Genomic DNA, 16,699 nt, shown 5'->3' with positions numbered 1-16,699 from the left:
GACCACTTGGGTATGAGGTGAAGCTATGTTAAACCGCGAGCTCGAAGTCACGCTCAATCTTGCCTTCAAGGAAGCGCGCTCCAAGCGTCATGAGTTCATGACCGTGGAACACCTTCTTCTGGCGCTATTGGACAACGAGGCAGCCGCCACCGTATTGCGCGCGTGCGGCGCCAATCTCGAAAAACTCAAACACGACCTGCAGGAGTTCATCGACTCCACCACGCCGTTGATCCCCGTGCATGACGAGGATCGTGAAACCCAGCCGACGCTGGGCTTCCAGCGTGTGCTGCAGCGTGCCGTGTTCCACGTACAAAGTTCGGGCAAGCGAGAAGTCACCGGCGCAAACGTGCTGGTGGCGATCTTCAGCGAGCAGGAAAGCCAGGCCGTGTTCCTGCTCAAGCAGCAGAGCGTGGCGCGCATCGATGTGGTCAACTACATCGCGCACGGCATTTCCAAGGTCCCTGGTCACGGTGACAGCTCCGAAGGCGAGCAGGAAATGCAGGACGAAGAAGGCGGTGATACCTCTTCGTCGAGTAACCCGCTGGATGCCTACGCCAGCAACCTCAACGAGCTGGCTCGCCAGGGCCGCATCGATCCGCTGGTCGGTCGCGAGAGCGAAGTCGAGCGCGTCGCGCAGATTCTCGCCCGTCGCCGCAAGAACAACCCGTTGCTGGTAGGCGAAGCAGGCGTGGGCAAGACGGCGATTGCCGAAGGCCTGGCCAAGCGCATCGTCGATAGCCAGGTGCCTGATCTGCTTGCGAACAGCGTCGTGTATTCCCTCGACCTGGGCGCGCTGCTGGCCGGTACCAAGTACCGCGGCGATTTCGAGAAGCGCTTCAAGGCATTGCTCGGCGAGCTGAAGAAGCGTCCACAGGCGATCCTGTTCATCGACGAGATCCACACCATCATCGGTGCAGGTGCTGCGTCGGGCGGGGTGATGGATGCGTCCAACCTGCTCAAGCCGCTGCTGTCCTCCGGTGATATCCGCTGCATCGGTTCGACCACCTTCCAGGAATTCCGTGGCATCTTCGAGAAAGACCGCGCCCTGGCACGTCGTTTCCAGAAGGTCGACGTGTCCGAGCCTTCGGTGGAAGACACCATCGGCATCCTGCGTGGCCTCAAGGGGCGGTTCGAGCAGCACCACAACATCGAATACAGTGACGAGGCCCTGCGTGCGGCCGCCGAGCTGGCGTCGCGCTACATCAATGACCGACACATGCCCGACAAGGCCATCGACGTCATCGACGAGGCAGGTGCCTACCAGCGCCTGCAGCCTGAAGCCAATCGAGTCAAGCGTATCGAAGTGCCTCAGGTCGAAGACATCGTGGCCAAGATCGCGCGGATTCCGCCGAAGCACGTAACCAGTTCCGACAAGGAGCTGCTGCGTAACCTGGAGCGTGACCTCAAGCTCACTGTGTTTGGCCAAGACGCTGCCATCGACTCGCTGGCCACGGCCATCAAGCTGTCGCGCGCCGGGTTGAAAGCGCCGGACAAGCCCGTGGGTTCGTTCCTGTTCGCCGGCCCTACCGGTGTCGGCAAGACCGAGGCTGCGCGCCAGCTGGCCAAGGCCCTCGGCGTGGAGCTGGTGCGTTTCGACATGTCCGAGTACATGGAGCGTCACACCGTATCGCGTCTGATCGGTGCGCCACCGGGTTATGTCGGGTTCGACCAGGGCGGTCTGTTGACCGAAGCCATCACCAAGCAGCCGCATTGCGTGCTGCTGCTCGATGAAATCGAAAAGGCTCACCCCGAGGTCTTCAACCTGCTGCTGCAGGTCATGGATCACGGCACCCTGACCGACAACAACGGACGCAAGGCGGATTTCCGCAACGTGATTCTCATCATGACCACCAACGCTGGTGCCGAAACCGCTGCGCGGGCCTCGATCGGGTTTACCCATCAGGACCACTCATCCGACGCCATGGAAGTGATCAAGAAAAGCTTCACGCCGGAATTCCGCAACCGCCTGGACACCATCATCCAGTTCGGTCGCCTCAGCCACGAAGTCATCAAGAGCGTGGTCGACAAGTTCCTCACCGAATTGCAGGCGCAGCTGGAAGACAAGCGTGTGCAGCTTGAAGTCACCGATGCCGCGCGCGGCTGGCTGGCGGCAAGTGGCTACGATGTGCAGATGGGCGCGCGTCCCATGGCGCGCTTGATTCAGGACAAGATCAAGCGGCCGTTGGCGGAAGAGATCCTGTTCGGCGAGTTGGCCGAGCATGGCGGGGTGGTGCACATCGACATCAAGGACGGCGAGCTGACCTTCGATTTCGAAACCACGGCTGAGATGGCATAACGGCTCGACGCGGCTTGCGCCGCTGCTACAAGGGTTTGTACGGTCCCTGTAGCAGCGGCGCAAGCCGCGTAGCTTTTGCTGTCCAAATTCCACGCACACAAAAACGCCCGGCAATGCCGGGCGTTTTCATGTGTCTCGGTTCAGCGAGCGCGGTAGGTGATGCGCCCTTTGCTCAAATCATAGGGCGTCAGTTCAACACGCACCTTGTCACCGGTGAGAATACGAATGTAGTTCTTGCGCATCTTGCCGGAGATATGCGCGGTTACGACGTGCCCGTTTTCCAACTCCACGCGAAACATGGTGTTGGGCAGGGTGTCGACGACAGTGCCTTCCATTTCGAAGCTGTCTTCTTTCGACATGCAGTAAAACCCTCGGTATCCAGTTGATGGCCCGGTGCAACTGCGCCAGGCAAAAGCGGCGTGCATTGTGCCCGAAAAAGGGGGCTCAAGCCAAGGGGTTCAGTTAAGTGTTACCCATCTCTGGTTGATAAGCAGCTCGATGGGTCGATATTGGGTCTTGTAATTCATCTTCTGGCAGTTCTTGATCCAGTAGCCCAGATAGACCGCATCCAGGTTCAATCGCCGTGCTTCCTCGATCTGCCACAGGATCGCCAGACGGCCCAGGCTGCGCCGCTCTTCGGTCGGCTCGTAGAAGGTATACACGGCGGACAGCCCGTTGGGCAGCAGGTCGGTCACGGCCACCGCCAGCAGCCGGCCTTCCAGGCGAAATTCGTAGAAACGCGAAAACGGCAGGTCTCGGACCAGAAATGTCGAAAACTGATCACGGCTGGGCGGAAACATGTCGCCATCGGCGTGGCGCTGCTCGATGTAGCGCTGATAGAGGTCGAAATACTCTTCGCTGAAGCGGGGGGTGGCACTCGTCACCTGGACGTCGTGATTGCGCTTGACGATGCGTTTCTGCTGGCGCGAGGGGGTGAAGCCTGCCGTGGGAATGCGTGCCGGCACGCACGCGTTGCAGCGCTGGCAGTGCGGCCGGTAGAGGTGGTCACCGCTGCGGCGGAAACCCATTTCCGAGAGGTCGGCGTAGACGTGGACGTCCATCGGCTGGCTCGGATCGAGAAACAAGGTCGTGGCTTGCTCGTCGGGCAGGTAGCTGCACGAATGGGGTTGAGTGGCATAGAACTTCAGGCGCGCCAACTCAGTCATGATGAACCCTCGGAATGAAACCATTGCATCAAGTGTAAGCCAGTGCCGGAGAACTCGCCTAGCGCTGCCATGTCGCGCTATTGGGTTGGTCGAGGTATTGGCTCAGATAACCGGCGAACTGATCTCGGGCGATGCTTCGTGCGCCCAAGCTGTGCAAGTGCTCGGTGGGCATCTGGCAGTCGATCAGCACGAAACCGGCCTGCTGCAGATGCTCGACCAAAGTCACGAAGCCGACCTTGGAGGCGTTGTCGGTGCGGCTGAACATGGATTCGCCGAAGAACAGTTGGCCCATGGCCAGGCCATAGAGCCCACCTACAAGCGTCTCGCCGTCCCACACCTCGACCGAGTGCGCGTGCCCTTGCTCGTGCAGGGTGAGGTACGCGCGTTGCATGTCGCTGGTTATCCAGGTGCCGTCGGTGTAATCGCGCGGCCCTGCGCAGGCAGCGATGACAGCGGAAAAGTCCTGGTCGAAGGTTACCGTGAAGCGTTGCTGGCGCAGTACCTTGCGCAGGCTGCGTGACACGTGCAGTTCGGCGGGCATCAGCACGGTACGCGGATCCGGCGACCACCAGAGAATCGGCTGACCGTCCTCGAACCAGGGGAAGCAGCCGTGCCGGTAGGCCTGCACCAGCCGCTCGGGGCTGAGGTCACCACCGGCTGCCAGCAGCCCATTGGGCTCGCGCATCGCCTTGCTCAGGGGAGGAAAGACCAGTTCGTTTCGTTTGAGCCACGTCAGCATGGTTGTTCGCTACGGCAGGGGAGGGTGGTACCGGGGGCAGTGAGTTCATCCTGCCACGATCCGGTCGGCACGCCAATGCACGGCAGCAAGGCCGGGCAGTCAGGGCGACCGAGCTTTCATGTAACTTTTTCGGGCAATTGCAGTCCCATGTCACTGTTCTTCAAGATTGGCTCGTAAGGCCTTGTCGGCAAACACAAAGCACCGCTGAATCACATTTCGTGCGTCGCCTGATCCGAAGCTGAATGGCGCACGGCAAGCGACGCTTATATTGCAGATGCGCGAATTGCCGACAAAGCCGTACAATGCGATCTTTGCAGGGCCTGTTGTCCACCGATAGTGGCCATTTGCTGTATTTTTGTCATCCATCAGTTGCGCGCTTCGACAGGCGCAGGAAATCAAGCGTTTTGAAGAAATCCACTGCCTCATCCGCTCCCGCATCGGTGCCCGTCTGGCGCCAGCAAATGCATTATCGCCTCAAGGAAGGCGCACTGATCGCCATGGGCGCGCTGTGCCTTTATCTGTGGATGGCGTTGTTGACCTACGATCAGACCGATCCCGGCTGGAGCCACACCAGCAGCAACATGGACCAGGTGCAGAACGCGGCCGGCCGTGCCGGTGCGTTCGCCGCCGATATTCTGTTCATGGTGCTGGGCTATTTCGCCTATATCTTTCCCCTGCTGCTGGCGGTCAAGACCTGGCAGATCTTCCGTCAGCGCCACGAGCCCTGGCAGTGGAGCGGCTGGTTGTTCTCCTGGCGCCTCATCGGGCTGGTGTTCCTGATTCTCTCCGGCGCGGCCCTGGCTCATATCCATTTCCATTCCGCCGGCAGCCTGCCGGCGTCCGCCGGCGGCGCGCTGGGCCAAAGCCTGGGCAACCTGGCGCTCAACGCCTTGAACATCCAGGGCAGCACCCTGTTGTTCATCGCACTGTTTCTGTTCGGCCTGACCGTGTTCACCGACCTGTCCTGGTTCAAGGTAATGGACATGACCGGCAAGATCACCCTCGATCTGCTCGAGCTGATGCAGGGCTCGGCCAGCCGCTGGTGGGCGGCACGTGCCGAACGCAAGCAACTGGTTGCCCAACTGCGGGAAGTGGACGAACCGGCCTACGCTGCGCCCAGGGTCAGCGAGCCGCGCGATGTCGCCAAGCCCAGGCCGGTGCGGCCTGCGCCGGTGGAACCGACCCTGCAGAGCCGTCCGGTAGCACCCATCGCGCCGGCTGCAATGGCGGCGCCGGTCGCGGCCATTCAGCCCCTGCGGCCTGCGGTCCCGATCAAGCCGTTGAGTGAGGAAAGCACCCAGGGTGCGCCGAACGGCAAGCCGCCTGAGCAAAGCGCGCGGGTGCAGAAGGAGAAGCAGGCGGCGTTGTTCGTCGACAGCGCCGTGCAGGGCACCTTGCCGCCGATTTCCATTCTCGATCCCGCCGAAGAGAAGAAGGTCAACTATTCGCCAGAGTCGCTGGCGGCGGTAGGCCAGTTGCTGGAGGTGAAACTCAAGGAATTCGGCGTGGAAGTGACCGTTGACTCCATTCACCCCGGCCCGGTGATCACCCGTTACGAGATCCAGCCGGCGGCCGGCGTCAAGGTCAGCCGCATCTCCAACCTGGCCAAAGACCTGGCGCGTTCGCTGGCGGTGCTCAGTGTCCGTGTGGTCGAAGTCATTCCCGGCAAGACCACCGTCGGTATCGAGATTCCGAACGAAGACCGGCAGATCGTGCGTTTCTCCGAAGTGCTGTCCTCGCCCCAGTACGACGAGGCCAAGTCGCCTGTGACCATGGCGCTAGGCCACGATATCGGCGGCAAACCGGTGATCACCGACCTGGCCAAGATGCCTCACCTGCTGGTTGCCGGTACCACCGGTTCCGGCAAGTCGGTGGGGGTCAACGCGATGATTCTGTCGATCCTGTTCAAGTCGGGCCCGGAAGACGCCAAGCTGATCATGATCGACCCGAAGATGCTCGAACTGTCCATCTACGAGGGCATCCCGCACCTGCTTTGCCCCGTGGTCACCGATATGAAGGACGCGGCCAACGCGCTGCGTTGGAGCGTTGCCGAGATGGAGCGACGCTACAAGCTGATGGCGGCCATGGGCGTGCGCAACCTGGCGGGCTTCAACCGCAAGATCAAGGACGCCGAAGAGGCCGGGACGCCCCTCAGCGACCCGCTCTACAAGCGCGAAAGCATTCACGACGAGGCGCCGCTGCTCAAGACCCTGCCGACCATCGTGGTGGTCGTGGACGAATTCGCCGACATGATGATGATCGTCGGCAAGAAGGTCGAAGAGCTCATCGCGCGTATCGCGCAGAAGGCCCGTGCCGCCGGTATCCACCTGATCCTCGCTACCCAGCGACCTTCGGTGGACGTCATCACCGGCCTGATCAAGGCCAACATCCCCACGCGCATGGCGTTCCAGGTATCGAGCAAGATCGACTCGCGTACCATCATCGACCAGGGCGGTGCCGAACAACTGCTGGGTCACGGTGACATGCTCTACATGCCGCCGGGCACCAGCCTGCCGATTCGCGTGCACGGCGCCTTCGTTTCCGACGAAGAGGTGCATCGCGTGGTCGAGGCGTGGAAGCAGCGTGGTGTGCCCGACTACAACGAAGACATTCTGGCCGGCGTCGAGGAAGCCGGCAGTGGCTTCGAGGGCAGCAGTGGTGGCGGCGATGGCGACGACAGCGAAAGCGACGCGCTCTACGACGAGGCAGTGAACTTCGTGCTGGAAAGCCGTCGTGCGTCCATCTCGGCGGTACAGCGCAAGCTCAAGATCGGCTACAACCGCGCGGCGCGCATGATCGAGTCCATGGAAATGGCCGGTGTGGTCACGCCGATGAACACCAATGGCTCGCGCGAAGTGATCGCGCCGGGCCCGATGCGCGACTGATGCAACGCTCGCGCCTTACCTTAGAACGAGGATTCCCATGCGCCTGATTCGCATGCTGTTGGTTTCTGCCCTGGCCCTGGCCAGCCTGTCGGTACACGCCGACCAGAAGGACGTGGCGCGCTTGACGCAATTGCTGGAGAAATCCCAGACGCTGACCGCGCGTTTTTCCCAGCTGACCCTGGACGGCAGCGGTACCCAGTTGCAGGAGACCGCCGGGCAGATGGCCCTGCAGCGGCCTGGCCTGTTCAACTGGCACACCGACGCGCCGCAGGAGCAGCTGATGGTCTCCGACGGCAAGAAGGTTTCGCTGTGGGACCCGGACCTGGAGCAGGTCACCATCAAGACCCTCGACCAGCGCCTGACCCAGACCCCGGCGCTGCTGTTGTCCGGTGACGTGTCGAAGATCAGCCAGAGCTTCGACATCAGTGCCAAGGAAGCCGGCGACGTGATCGATTTCGTGCTCAAGCCCAAGACCCGCGACACCTTGTTCGATTCGTTGCGCCTGTCGTTCCGCAAGGGTGTGATCAACGACATGCAACTGATCGACAGCGTGGGCCAGCGCACCAATATCCTGTTCATGAACGTCAGGGCCAACGAGCCGATCGCCGCGAACAAATTCAAGTTCGACATCCCCAAAGGGGCGGACGTGATCCAGGAATAATTCGAGGTCGATTGCCGCCCCATGGACCTGTTTCGCAGTGATCCCATTGCCCAGCCGCTGGCCGCGCGTCTGCGCGCCAGCAACCTGGACGAATACGTCGGCCAGGAGCATCTGCTCGCCCGCGGCAAGCCGCTGCGCGAGGCACTGGAGCAGGGCGCCCTGCACTCGATGATCTTCTGGGGGCCACCGGGCGTGGGCAAGACCACCCTGGCACGGCTGCTGGCGAAGGTGTCCGATGCTCACTTCGAAACAGTGTCGGCGGTACTCGCCGGGGTCAAGGAGATTCGCCAGGCGGTCGAGGTGGCCAAGCAGCAGGCGGGCCAGTATGGCCGTCGCACGATTCTGTTCGTCGATGAAGTGCACCGTTTCAACAAGTCCCAGCAGGATGCGTTTTTGCCCTACGTGGAAGACGGTACGCTGATCTTCATCGGCGCCACCACCGAAAACCCTTCGTTCGAGCTCAACAACGCCTTGCTCTCGCGAGCCCGCGTGTATGTGCTCAAGAGCCTCGACGAGGCGGCGCTGCGGCGTCTGGTCGACCGTGCGCTGAACGAGGAACGCGGCCTGGGCAAGCGCCGACTGCGCCTGGGCGACGAGGCCTTTGCCATGCTCATGGCCGCTGCCGACGGTGACGGACGCAGGATCCTCAACCTGCTGGAGAATGCCTCCGACCTTGCCGAGGACGGCGAGGAAATAGGCGTCGAGCTGTTGCAGAGCCTGCTCGGCGATACCCGCCGACGCTTCGACAAGGGCGGCGAGGCGTTCTACGACCAGATATCGGCCTTGCACAAATCGGTGCGCGGCTCCGATCCGGATGCGTCGCTGTACTGGTTCGCACGCATGCTCGACGGCGGTTGCGACCCGCTCTATCTGGCGCGGCGGGTGGTGCGCATGGCCAGCGAAGACATCGGCAATGCCGATCCGCGGGCGCTGCCGCTGTGCCTGTCGGCGTGGGATGTGCAGGAGCGCCTGGGCAGCCCCGAAGGCGAGCTGGCGGTGGCCCAGGCCATCGTTTACCTGGCGTGTGCACCCAAGAGCAATGCCGTGTACATGGGCTTCAAGGCGGCGATGCGCGAGGCGGCCGAACATGGCTCGCTGGAAGTACCGCTGCATTTGCGCAACGCCCCGACCAAACTGATGAAGCAGCTGGGCTACGGCGACGAGTACCGCTATGCCCACGATGAACCCGACGCCTATGCGGCCGGCGAAGACTACTTCCCCGAGCAACTGAGTCCACGCCACTACTATCGCCCCGTGCCGCGCGGCCTGGAATTGAAGATAGGCGAAAAGCTCAAGCACCTCGCCAGTCTGGACGACAGCAGTCCGCGGCGACGGAGAAAGGCGTGATCCCGACCATTGTCGCGGTATCCCTGGGTGGGGTGGTCGGCACACTGCTGCGCCTGTTCACCGCGACCTACATCAATGCGAACTGGCCACGTCTGTTCTATACCGGTACGCTGGCCGTCAATATCATCGGTTGCCTGATCATCGGCTACCTGTATGGCCTGTTCATGATTCGCCCGGACATTCCGGTCGAGATCCGTTCGGGATTGATGGTGGGGTTCGTGGGTGGCCTGACCACCTTCTCGTCATTTTCGCTGGACACCGTGCGCCTGCTCGAAAGCGGCCAGGGACTGGTTGCCATGGGCTACTGCGCTGTGAGCGTATTCGGCGGCCTGCTGGCCACCTGGGCCGGCCTGGCACTGACTAAAATCTGACCAATACTGATAAACGAGAGACCGACATGCTCGATTCCAAACTGTTACGTAGCCAGCTTCAGGACGTAGCGGATCGCCTTGCCAGCCGTGGCTATGTCCTGGATGTGGCGCGCCTCGAGGCGCTGGAAGCCCAGCGCAAGACCGTGCAGACCCGCACCGAACAACTGCAGGCCGAGCGCAATGCGCTGTCCAAGTCCATTGGCCAGGTGATGAAAAGCGGCGGCGATGTCGACGCGCTGAAAGCGCAGGTCGAGTCCATCGCCGAGGAGCTGGGGCGCGGCAAGGCGGAGCTGGAACAGCTGCAGGGCGAGCTCGACGGTATTGCCCTGGGCATTCCCAACCTGCCCCACGAATCGGTGCCGATCGGCGAGGACGAAGACGGCAACGTCGAGGTCCGCCGCTGGGGAACGCCGACCACCTTCGATTTTCCGGTGCAGGACCACGTTGCCCTCGGTGGCAAGTCGGGTGGCCTGGATTTCGAGACGGCTGCCAAGCTGTCCGGTGCACGTTTTGCCATCATGCGTGGGCCGATTGCGCGCCTGCATCGCGCACTGGCGCAGTTCATGATCAACCTGCACGTCAGCGAACACGGCTACGAAGAAGCCTACACCCCGTACCTGGTGCAGGCCCCGGCCTTGCAGGGCACCGGTCAGTTGCCCAAGTTCGAGGAAGACCTGTTCAAGATCAGCCGTGAAGGTGAAGCCGATCTGTACCTGATCCCCACAGCCGAAGTGTCGCTGACCAACATCGTGGCCGGCGAAATCCTCGATGCCAAGCTGCTGCCACTCAAGTTCGTCGCCCACACGCCGTGCTTCCGCAGCGAAGCCGGCGCGTCGGGCCGCGATACCCGCGGCATGATCCGTCAGCACCAGTTCGACAAGGTCGAGATGGTCCAGGTGGTCGAACCGTCGAAATCCATGGAAGCCCTCGAAAGCCTGACTGCCAACGCCGAGCGCATCCTGCAGGCGCTCGAGTTGCCGTACCGGGTACTGGCCCTGTGCACCGGCGACATGGGCTTCAGTGCGGTGAAAACCTACGACCTGGAAGTCTGGGTGCCGAGCCAGGACAAGTACCGCGAGATATCCTCGTGCTCCAACACCGGGGATTTCCAGGCGCGGCGCATGCAGGCACGCTTCCGCAACCCTGAAACAGGCAAACCCGAGCTGGTTCATACCTTGAACGGTTCGGGCCTGGCAGTCGGTCGCACCTTGGTGGCCGTGCTGGAGAACTACCAGCAGGCCGACGGCAGCATCCGCGTGCCCGAAGTACTCAAGCCCTATATGGGCGGCCTCGAGGTCATCGGCTAAATGGAGTTTCTGCCGCTGTTCCACAAATTGCGCGACAGCCAGGTGCTGGTGGTAGGCGGGGGCGAGATCGCCCTGCGCAAATCGCGCCTGCTGGCCGAGGCTGGCGCGGTGTTGCGCGTGGTCGCTCCGAGCATCGACCCGCAGCTTGCCGATCTGGTGCGCGGCAGCGGCGGGCAGATGCTCGACAGGGGTTACCTGAGCAGCGATCTGGACGGCTGCGTGCTGGTGATCGCCGCCACCGATGACGAACCGCTCAACGCCCAGGTGTCGGCCGATGCCCGCGCGCGCTGTGTGCCGGTCAATGTGGTCGATGCGCCAGCACTGTGTACGGTGATCTTTCCGGCCATCGTCGACCGCTCACCCTTGGTGGTGGCAGTGTCCAGTGGCGGCGACGCACCGGTCCTGGCGCGGCTGATCCGCGCCAAGCTGGAAACCTGGATTCCATCCACCTATGGCGAGCTGGCCGGCCTGGCAGCGCGCTTTCGGCAGAAGGTCAAGGCGCTGTACCCGGATGTTACCCAGCGCCGTGCGTTCTGGGAGGAAGTGTTCCAGGGCCCGATCGCCGATCGCCAGTTGGCCGGGCAGGGCGCCGAGGCCGAGCGCATGCTCCAGGCGAAGGTCGACGGTGCACCGCCCCATGCCCCCGGTGAGGTCTATCTGGTGGGCGCTGGGCCCGGTGACCCGGACTTGCTGACCTTCCGCGCCCTGCGCTTGATGCAGCAGGCCGATGTGGTGCTCTACGACCGCCTCGTCGCGCCGGCGATCCTCGACCTGTGTCGTCGGGACGCCGAACGTGTGTATGTCGGCAAGCGTCGCGCCGAGCATGCCTTGCCGCAAGACCAGATCAACCAGCAACTGGTGGCCTTGGCCAAGCAGGGCAAGCGCGTGCTGCGTCTCAAGGGCGGCGATCCGTTCATATTCGGCCGGGGCGGCGAAGAAATCGAGGAATTGGCGGCCCACGGCATCCCATTCCAGGTGGTACCGGGCATCACCGCAGCCAGCGGCTGTGCGGCGTATGCCGGCATTCCCCTGACCCACCGCGACTATGCGCAATCTGTGCGTTTCGTCACCGGGCACTTGAAGAACAACACCAGTGATCTGCCGTGGCACGATCTGGTGTCCCCAGGGCAAACGCTGGTGTTCTACATGGGCCTGATCGGCCTGCCGATCATCTGCGAACAGCTGATTCGCCACGGTCGCGGCGCGGATACACCGGCGGCGTTGATCCAGCAGGGCACCACGGTAAACCAGCGGGTGTTCACCGGCACCCTGGCGGACCTGCCGCGGATGGTCGCCGAGCATGAGGTGCATGCACCTACGCTGGTCATCGTTGGCGAAGTGGTGGTGCTGCGAGAGAAGCTCGCCTGGTTCGACGGCGCGCAGTATCGCTGACGAGCACAGACCGGCGCCGACTGTCGCTGACAGGCGACAGCCATTACTTGGGAATGGGCTGGATGTCCTGAATCACCGCGTTGCTGCGTCGGACCAGTACGAAGTTGTCGCCGATCTGCACCCACTGGCTGTCCGGGTCGGGTTGCTTGAGCCCCGAGGATTTCCACCCGATGAAAGCTGAATCGGGTTGGGCATAGGCTGCCGGAACACGGTCGCCCTTGCCCAGGGAAACCAGCTCGGTGGCGTCGCCGGGCGGGCGGAATACCTCGATGGCAAGCGTGACAGGCGATGCGGCCGACAACAGCGCGCCGGTGATGCACAGCGAAGCGAACAGCATGCGGGTCATGGGGGAACTTCCTTTAATCAACCTATTGGCCAAGCTGCAACGATCAACGCGGAACCAGAGGCCACGCAATGTGGTGCACAGGTTCCGAAGAGACGGCTAGGCTTGACGTCTGCCAGTCTGAGATCTCGATTTTTCAACCGAATCGACCGTAGTATGCCAATTGTACAGCATGCCAAGCGTATTTGAAAAAGCTTCGACGGCAAGTAAGAAACTGCGCAAAGGCAACGTACGCAAGCTCCCATCTGTTCCAAAAATGTAACTTTGCATTGCATTGGCGAAGCATGGGAAATTTCCTCTATTTTTCTCCGCCTTGCGACGATTAAAGTTGTTGAAAAATAAATGCGTCATTTTGCGTGCGTGTCATGTATGGAATACAGGATGCCAGTGAGTACTGAATTTCGTCGGTTTTAAATATTGGTGGGCGGTTGAAATGGCTATAAAAAACAAAATTCTACAATGCTCTGGGCTGGCGTGGATGTTTGTGATGCCGCAGGATGTTATTGCTCTATCTGTCAATGGCCCTGATCCGTTGAATTTTAATATTCCCTTTAGTCCGACTATCGGGAATGGGTTGAATGTCGGTACGTATGGGTACGGACGAGTGAATATTACAAACGGCGCAAAAGTGACAAGTCATTCAGTGGGAGCTGGATCTGGTCAGCTGGGTGTTGACGCCGGTTCTGAGGGAGTGGTGGTTGTTTCCGGATCAGGTTCTCGCTGGAATAGTACAGGAGACACCAAAGTGGGGGTCAATGGTAAAGGCCTCCTGGTTGTAGATAGCGCGGCGCGTGTTTCTGTAGGTGAGTCGCTCGAGGTCGGAGTAGAAGGGAATTCGATCGGTAGCGTAGTGGTAAGTAATGGCAGCTCTCTATCTGTCGAGAACACGCTAGATGTCGGTGGGGAAGACTTTTCGCAGGGTAGCGTAAGCGTTACTGGAGGGAGCGTTATAAATGTTGTGGGGGCAGGTGTAGGCTCTATAACGCTCGGTAGAGCAAGCAACTCGGCTGGGGAGTTACTTGTTTCGGGGGGCGGCTCGTCCGTGAATGCGGCTGAAGTTACGGTTGTGGGTAAAGGTGGCAGTGGCATGCTCACGCTTCAGAATAAAGGTGAGCTAAACACCAATAAGCTGGTTTTGGCAGATGCCGCTGGTTCAAGCGGAGTGCTTTACATAGGTTCTTCAAACACTGACGCTCCGGCCGAAGCGGGTTCGCTGAACTCAACCGAGGGCGTTTGGCTCGGTGCCGGCGATGGCAGTATTGTTTTTAACCACACTGCATCGGATTATGAGTTTGCATCGGCTATTAAAGGAGGCGGTTCAGCGTTGATTGCAAATGGCCGAACGATATTGACCGGTGAGAGCACATACAGTGGGTTGACTAAATTAGTGGGTGGAGTGCTTGAGGCAGGAGGTATGAGTGTCTTCAGTAAGAACTCTGATTACACTGTATTTGAAGGCGGGGCCTTATCGCTCAATGGATACGGTCAAACGTTGGGAGGGTTGACCAATAGTGGTGTTGTTTCGTTGCAAGGGCCGCGTGCTGGTGCGGTACTCACAATTGATGGGGATTATACAGGAGGCAATGGATTGTTGATTTTCAACTCAGTGCTAAATGGCGATGAATCCGTGACGGATCGCTTGGTAGTCTTGGGGGATACTTCTGGTCTTACAAAAGTTAGCGTCAATAATTTGGGCGGATCAGGTGCCTCGACACTGAACGGGATAGAATTTATCACCGTCCAGGGCAAATCTTTAGCTCAGTTCGAGCAGGCCGGCCGAATCGTAGCCGGGGCTTATGATTATCGTCTCGTAAGGGGGGAAGGCGCCAATAGTGGGAATTGGTATTTGGACAGTGGAACTTCTGAGGTGCCAGAAATACCTCAGTCGCAAACTATTCGGCCTGAGGCGGGGTCTTACTCTGCAAATCTCGCGATGGCAAATGCTTTGTTTGAAATCAGGTTGGAGGATCGGCCCGGCTCGCGAGATTACACTGATCCACTGAGTGGCGAGCAAAAGACAACGCGTTTGTGGATGAAAACTATCAGGGGGTATGCCCATGGCGTAGATGTCAGCGGTCAGCTGAGTACTCACTCCGACCGTCAGGCTGTGATGATAGGTAGTGATATTGCATCAGGCGCGACAGGGAAAGGAGGAGGGTGGCGAGTAGGCGCATTGGCAGGTTATGGCAGCGGCACCAACGACACTGCATATAAACTTAATTCATACGACTCAAAAGGGCGAGTTTCAGGCTACTCAATAGGCGTTTATAGTACTTGGTACGAAGATGTCGTAGATGAAATGGGTGCTTATATCGACGGTGTATTTCAGTACAGTTGGTTCGATAATTCGGTAAAAGGTGAGGGTCTAAGTGGCGAGCAGTACAAGTCTCGTGGTCCCGTTGCTTCGGTAGAAGTTGGCCGTGTGATGGAAGTTTCCAAGTTTCGCGGTTTTTCATTTTATATTCAGCCCAAGGTGAAATTGGCTTGGTCCAGCATAAAAGCTGAAGATCACATTGAGCGGAATGGAACCGTGGTGAGATTTGGTAATGAGAGCGGTATTTCCACTCATTTGGCAGTGAGAGCATTTCTGAAAAATATAGATCGCGGCTCATCAGCAGGGACTGAGATCAAGCCCTACGTAGAGGCGGGATGGATTCACAGTGACAAGGTATATAGTGTCGATATGGATCGTGTGAAAATCTCCCAGGATGGGTATCGGGATGTCGGAGAAATAAAGCTGGGTGTGGAGGGTGAGGTAACTTCTCGACTTGGCCTGAGCGGGGCAGTTGGCCATCGATTCGGTGGCCGAAATTACAGTGACAGTGTTGCCGAGGTGAGTTTGACCTACGGGTTTTAGGTCGGTCGAACTACACCGAGGCTGAGCTTGCCAGTTTCCATCCATTCACCACACGCTGGCCAGTGCGTGTTGCCTGCTGCCGGGTCAGTCTCGCGCCAGAGCCAGGGCTACACCTTGCCCACCGCCAATGCACAGGGTGGCCAGCCCCTTGCTGGCATCGCGACGCAGCATCTCGTGCAGCAAGGTGACCAGTACCCGGCAGCCGGACGCCCCTATCGGGTGACCCAGGGCAATGGCGCCGCCGTTGACGTTGACCTTGTCGGCGTCCCAGCCCAGCACTTGGCCAACCGACAGCGCCTGCGCCGCGAAGGCTTCGTTGGCTTCGATCAGGTCCAGTTGCTCGAGGCTCCAGCCGGCCTTCTCCAGGCAGCGGCGAGTGGCCGACACCGGAGCGATGCCCATCACCGCCGGATCCACGCCGGCATTGGCATAGGCGGCAATGCGCGCCAGCACCGGCAGGCCCAGTGCCTGGGCCTTGGTCGCACTCATCAGTAGCACGGCCGCAGCGCCATCGTTGAGCGACGAGGCATTGCCAGCGGTGACGCTGCCGTCGGCTTTGAAGGCAGGCTTGAGCTTGCCCAGGCTTTGCGCCGTGGTGTCGGCACGGGGCTGCTCGTCTACAGCGAACTGCACGGGCTCGCCTTTGCGCTGGGGCACGGCAATGGGGGTGATTTCATCGACGAAACGACCCGCTTCGATGGCCGCCACGGCCTTTTGCTGGGACTGCGCAGCGAACGCATCCTGGGCTTCGCGGCTGATGCCGTACTGTTCGGCCAGGTTTTCTGCGGTAATGCCCATGTGATAGTCGTTGAAGACATCCCACAGGCCGTCCTTGATCATGCTGTCGACCAGCGCGGCATTGCCCATGCGCAGACCGGTGCGTGCGGCCGGCAGCAGGTAGGGCGCCAGGCTCATGTTTTCCATGCCGCCGGCGATGATCACCTCGGCGTCGCCGCAGCGGATGGCCTGGGCGGCCAGGTGCACGGCCTTGAGCCCTGAACCGCAGACCTTGTTCAACGTCATGGCCGGCACGGCGCTGGGCAGGCCGGCGAACATCGCCGCCTGGCGCGCGGGGTTTTGCCCGGCGCCCGCGGTAAGCACCTGCCCAAGAATGACCTCGTCGACCTGTGCAGGATCCAGATCGGTCTGTGCGATCAGTCGGCGAATCACCGCAGCGCCCAGCTCGACGGCGGGTACGCTCGCCAGCGAGCCCTGGAAACTGCCGACGGCGGTGCGTGTGGCGGCAACGATAACGACGTCTTGCATGAAGGAGTCCTCGGTAGGGCGGCCGGTGGCCTTGTTCTTGTAGGAAGCGGATGGCACCGCTCAACGTAC

At 60.6% G+C, this 16,699-nt stretch carries 13 protein-coding genes; 8 read left to right on the top strand and 5 right to left on the bottom strand.

Going from position 1 to position 16,699, the window contains the following annotated elements:
- The first annotated feature begins 25 nt into the window (after window positions 1-25).
- A complete protein-coding gene (clpA, locus tag IFT80_RS08575; RefSeq protein ID WP_122477768.1) occupies window positions 26-2,296 on the top strand; it encodes an ATP-dependent Clp protease ATP-binding subunit ClpA in 2,271 nt (756 codons plus the stop codon).
- 140 nt (window positions 2,297-2,436) lie between these two features.
- On the opposite strand, the gene infA is transcribed toward clpA, so the two are convergent.
- From infA to aat, 3 genes are all read right to left on the bottom strand, one after another.
- On the bottom strand, window positions 2,437-2,655 hold the full coding sequence (infA, locus tag IFT80_RS08570) for a translation initiation factor IF-1 (RefSeq protein ID WP_002553999.1): 219 nt from the start codon (window positions 2,653-2,655) through the stop codon (window positions 2,437-2,439).
- 99 nt (window positions 2,656-2,754) lie between these two features.
- A complete protein-coding gene (locus IFT80_RS08565; RefSeq protein ID WP_122477770.1) occupies window positions 2,755-3,462 on the bottom strand; it encodes an arginyltransferase in 708 nt (235 codons plus the stop codon).
- Window positions 3,463-3,520: 58 nt separating this feature from the next.
- Window positions 3,521-4,201 carry a leucyl/phenylalanyl-tRNA--protein transferase gene (gene aat / locus IFT80_RS08560; protein ID WP_192059689.1) on the bottom strand — a complete coding sequence of 227 codons (681 nt, stop codon included), beginning with the start codon at window positions 4,199-4,201 and terminating at the stop codon, window positions 3,521-3,523.
- 404 nt (window positions 4,202-4,605) lie between these two features.
- Between aat and IFT80_RS08555 the strand changes: the two genes are divergently transcribed.
- The 6 genes from IFT80_RS08555 to cysG are packed head-to-tail and all read left to right on the top strand — an operon-like array spanning window position 4,606 to window position 12,164.
- On the top strand, window positions 4,606-7,086 hold the full coding sequence (locus IFT80_RS08555) for a DNA translocase FtsK (protein WP_244647974.1): 2,481 nt from the start codon (window positions 4,606-4,608) through the stop codon (window positions 7,084-7,086).
- 37 nt (window positions 7,087-7,123) lie between these two features.
- On the top strand, window positions 7,124-7,747 hold the full coding sequence (gene lolA, locus IFT80_RS08550; protein WP_122477774.1) for an outer membrane lipoprotein chaperone LolA: 624 nt from the start codon (window positions 7,124-7,126) through the stop codon (window positions 7,745-7,747).
- A gap of 21 nt (window positions 7,748-7,768) precedes the next feature.
- A complete protein-coding gene (locus IFT80_RS08545; protein ID WP_122477775.1) occupies window positions 7,769-9,094 on the top strand; it encodes a replication-associated recombination protein A in 1,326 nt (441 codons plus the stop codon).
- Entirely contained in the window at window positions 9,091-9,465 is a 375-nt protein-coding gene (crcB, locus tag IFT80_RS08540; protein WP_122477777.1) for a fluoride efflux transporter CrcB, read from the top strand. Before IFT80_RS08545 ends, crcB begins: the two co-directional genes overlap by 4 nt.
- A gap of 26 nt (window positions 9,466-9,491) precedes the next feature.
- Window positions 9,492-10,772, top strand: coding sequence for a serine--tRNA ligase (gene serS / locus IFT80_RS08535; protein WP_185793212.1), 1,281 nt, complete (start codon window positions 9,492-9,494; stop codon window positions 10,770-10,772).
- Window positions 10,773-12,164 (top strand): siroheme synthase CysG, encoded by a 1,392-nt coding sequence (cysG, locus tag IFT80_RS08530; protein WP_122477780.1) that lies wholly within the window; start codon window positions 10,773-10,775, stop codon window positions 12,162-12,164.
- 43 nt (window positions 12,165-12,207) lie between these two features.
- Here cysG and IFT80_RS08525 read toward each other — a convergent pair whose 3' ends face one another.
- Window positions 12,208-12,510 carry an RcnB family protein gene (locus tag IFT80_RS08525; protein WP_122477782.1) on the bottom strand — a complete coding sequence of 101 codons (303 nt, stop codon included), beginning with the start codon at window positions 12,508-12,510 and terminating at the stop codon, window positions 12,208-12,210.
- 430 nt (window positions 12,511-12,940) lie between these two features.
- Between IFT80_RS08525 and IFT80_RS08520 the strand changes: the two genes are divergently transcribed.
- Window positions 12,941-15,364, top strand: a complete 2,424-nt coding sequence (locus tag IFT80_RS08520) for an autotransporter outer membrane beta-barrel domain-containing protein (protein ID WP_192059685.1) — start codon at window positions 12,941-12,943, stop codon at window positions 15,362-15,364.
- Window positions 15,365-15,448: 84 nt separating this feature from the next.
- On the opposite strand, the gene IFT80_RS08515 is transcribed toward IFT80_RS08520, so the two are convergent.
- A complete protein-coding gene (locus IFT80_RS08515) occupies window positions 15,449-16,630 on the bottom strand; it encodes an acetyl-CoA C-acetyltransferase (protein ID WP_192059683.1) in 1,182 nt (393 codons plus the stop codon).
- Window positions 16,631-16,699 lie beyond the last annotated feature (69 nt).

It is taken from the genome of Pseudomonas sp. CFBP 8771 (genome assembly GCF_014841695.1).
Lineage (GTDB): Bacteria > Pseudomonadota > Gammaproteobacteria > Pseudomonadales > Pseudomonadaceae > Aquipseudomonas > Aquipseudomonas baltica.
This window is presented reverse-complemented; position numbering and strand designations above follow the sequence as displayed.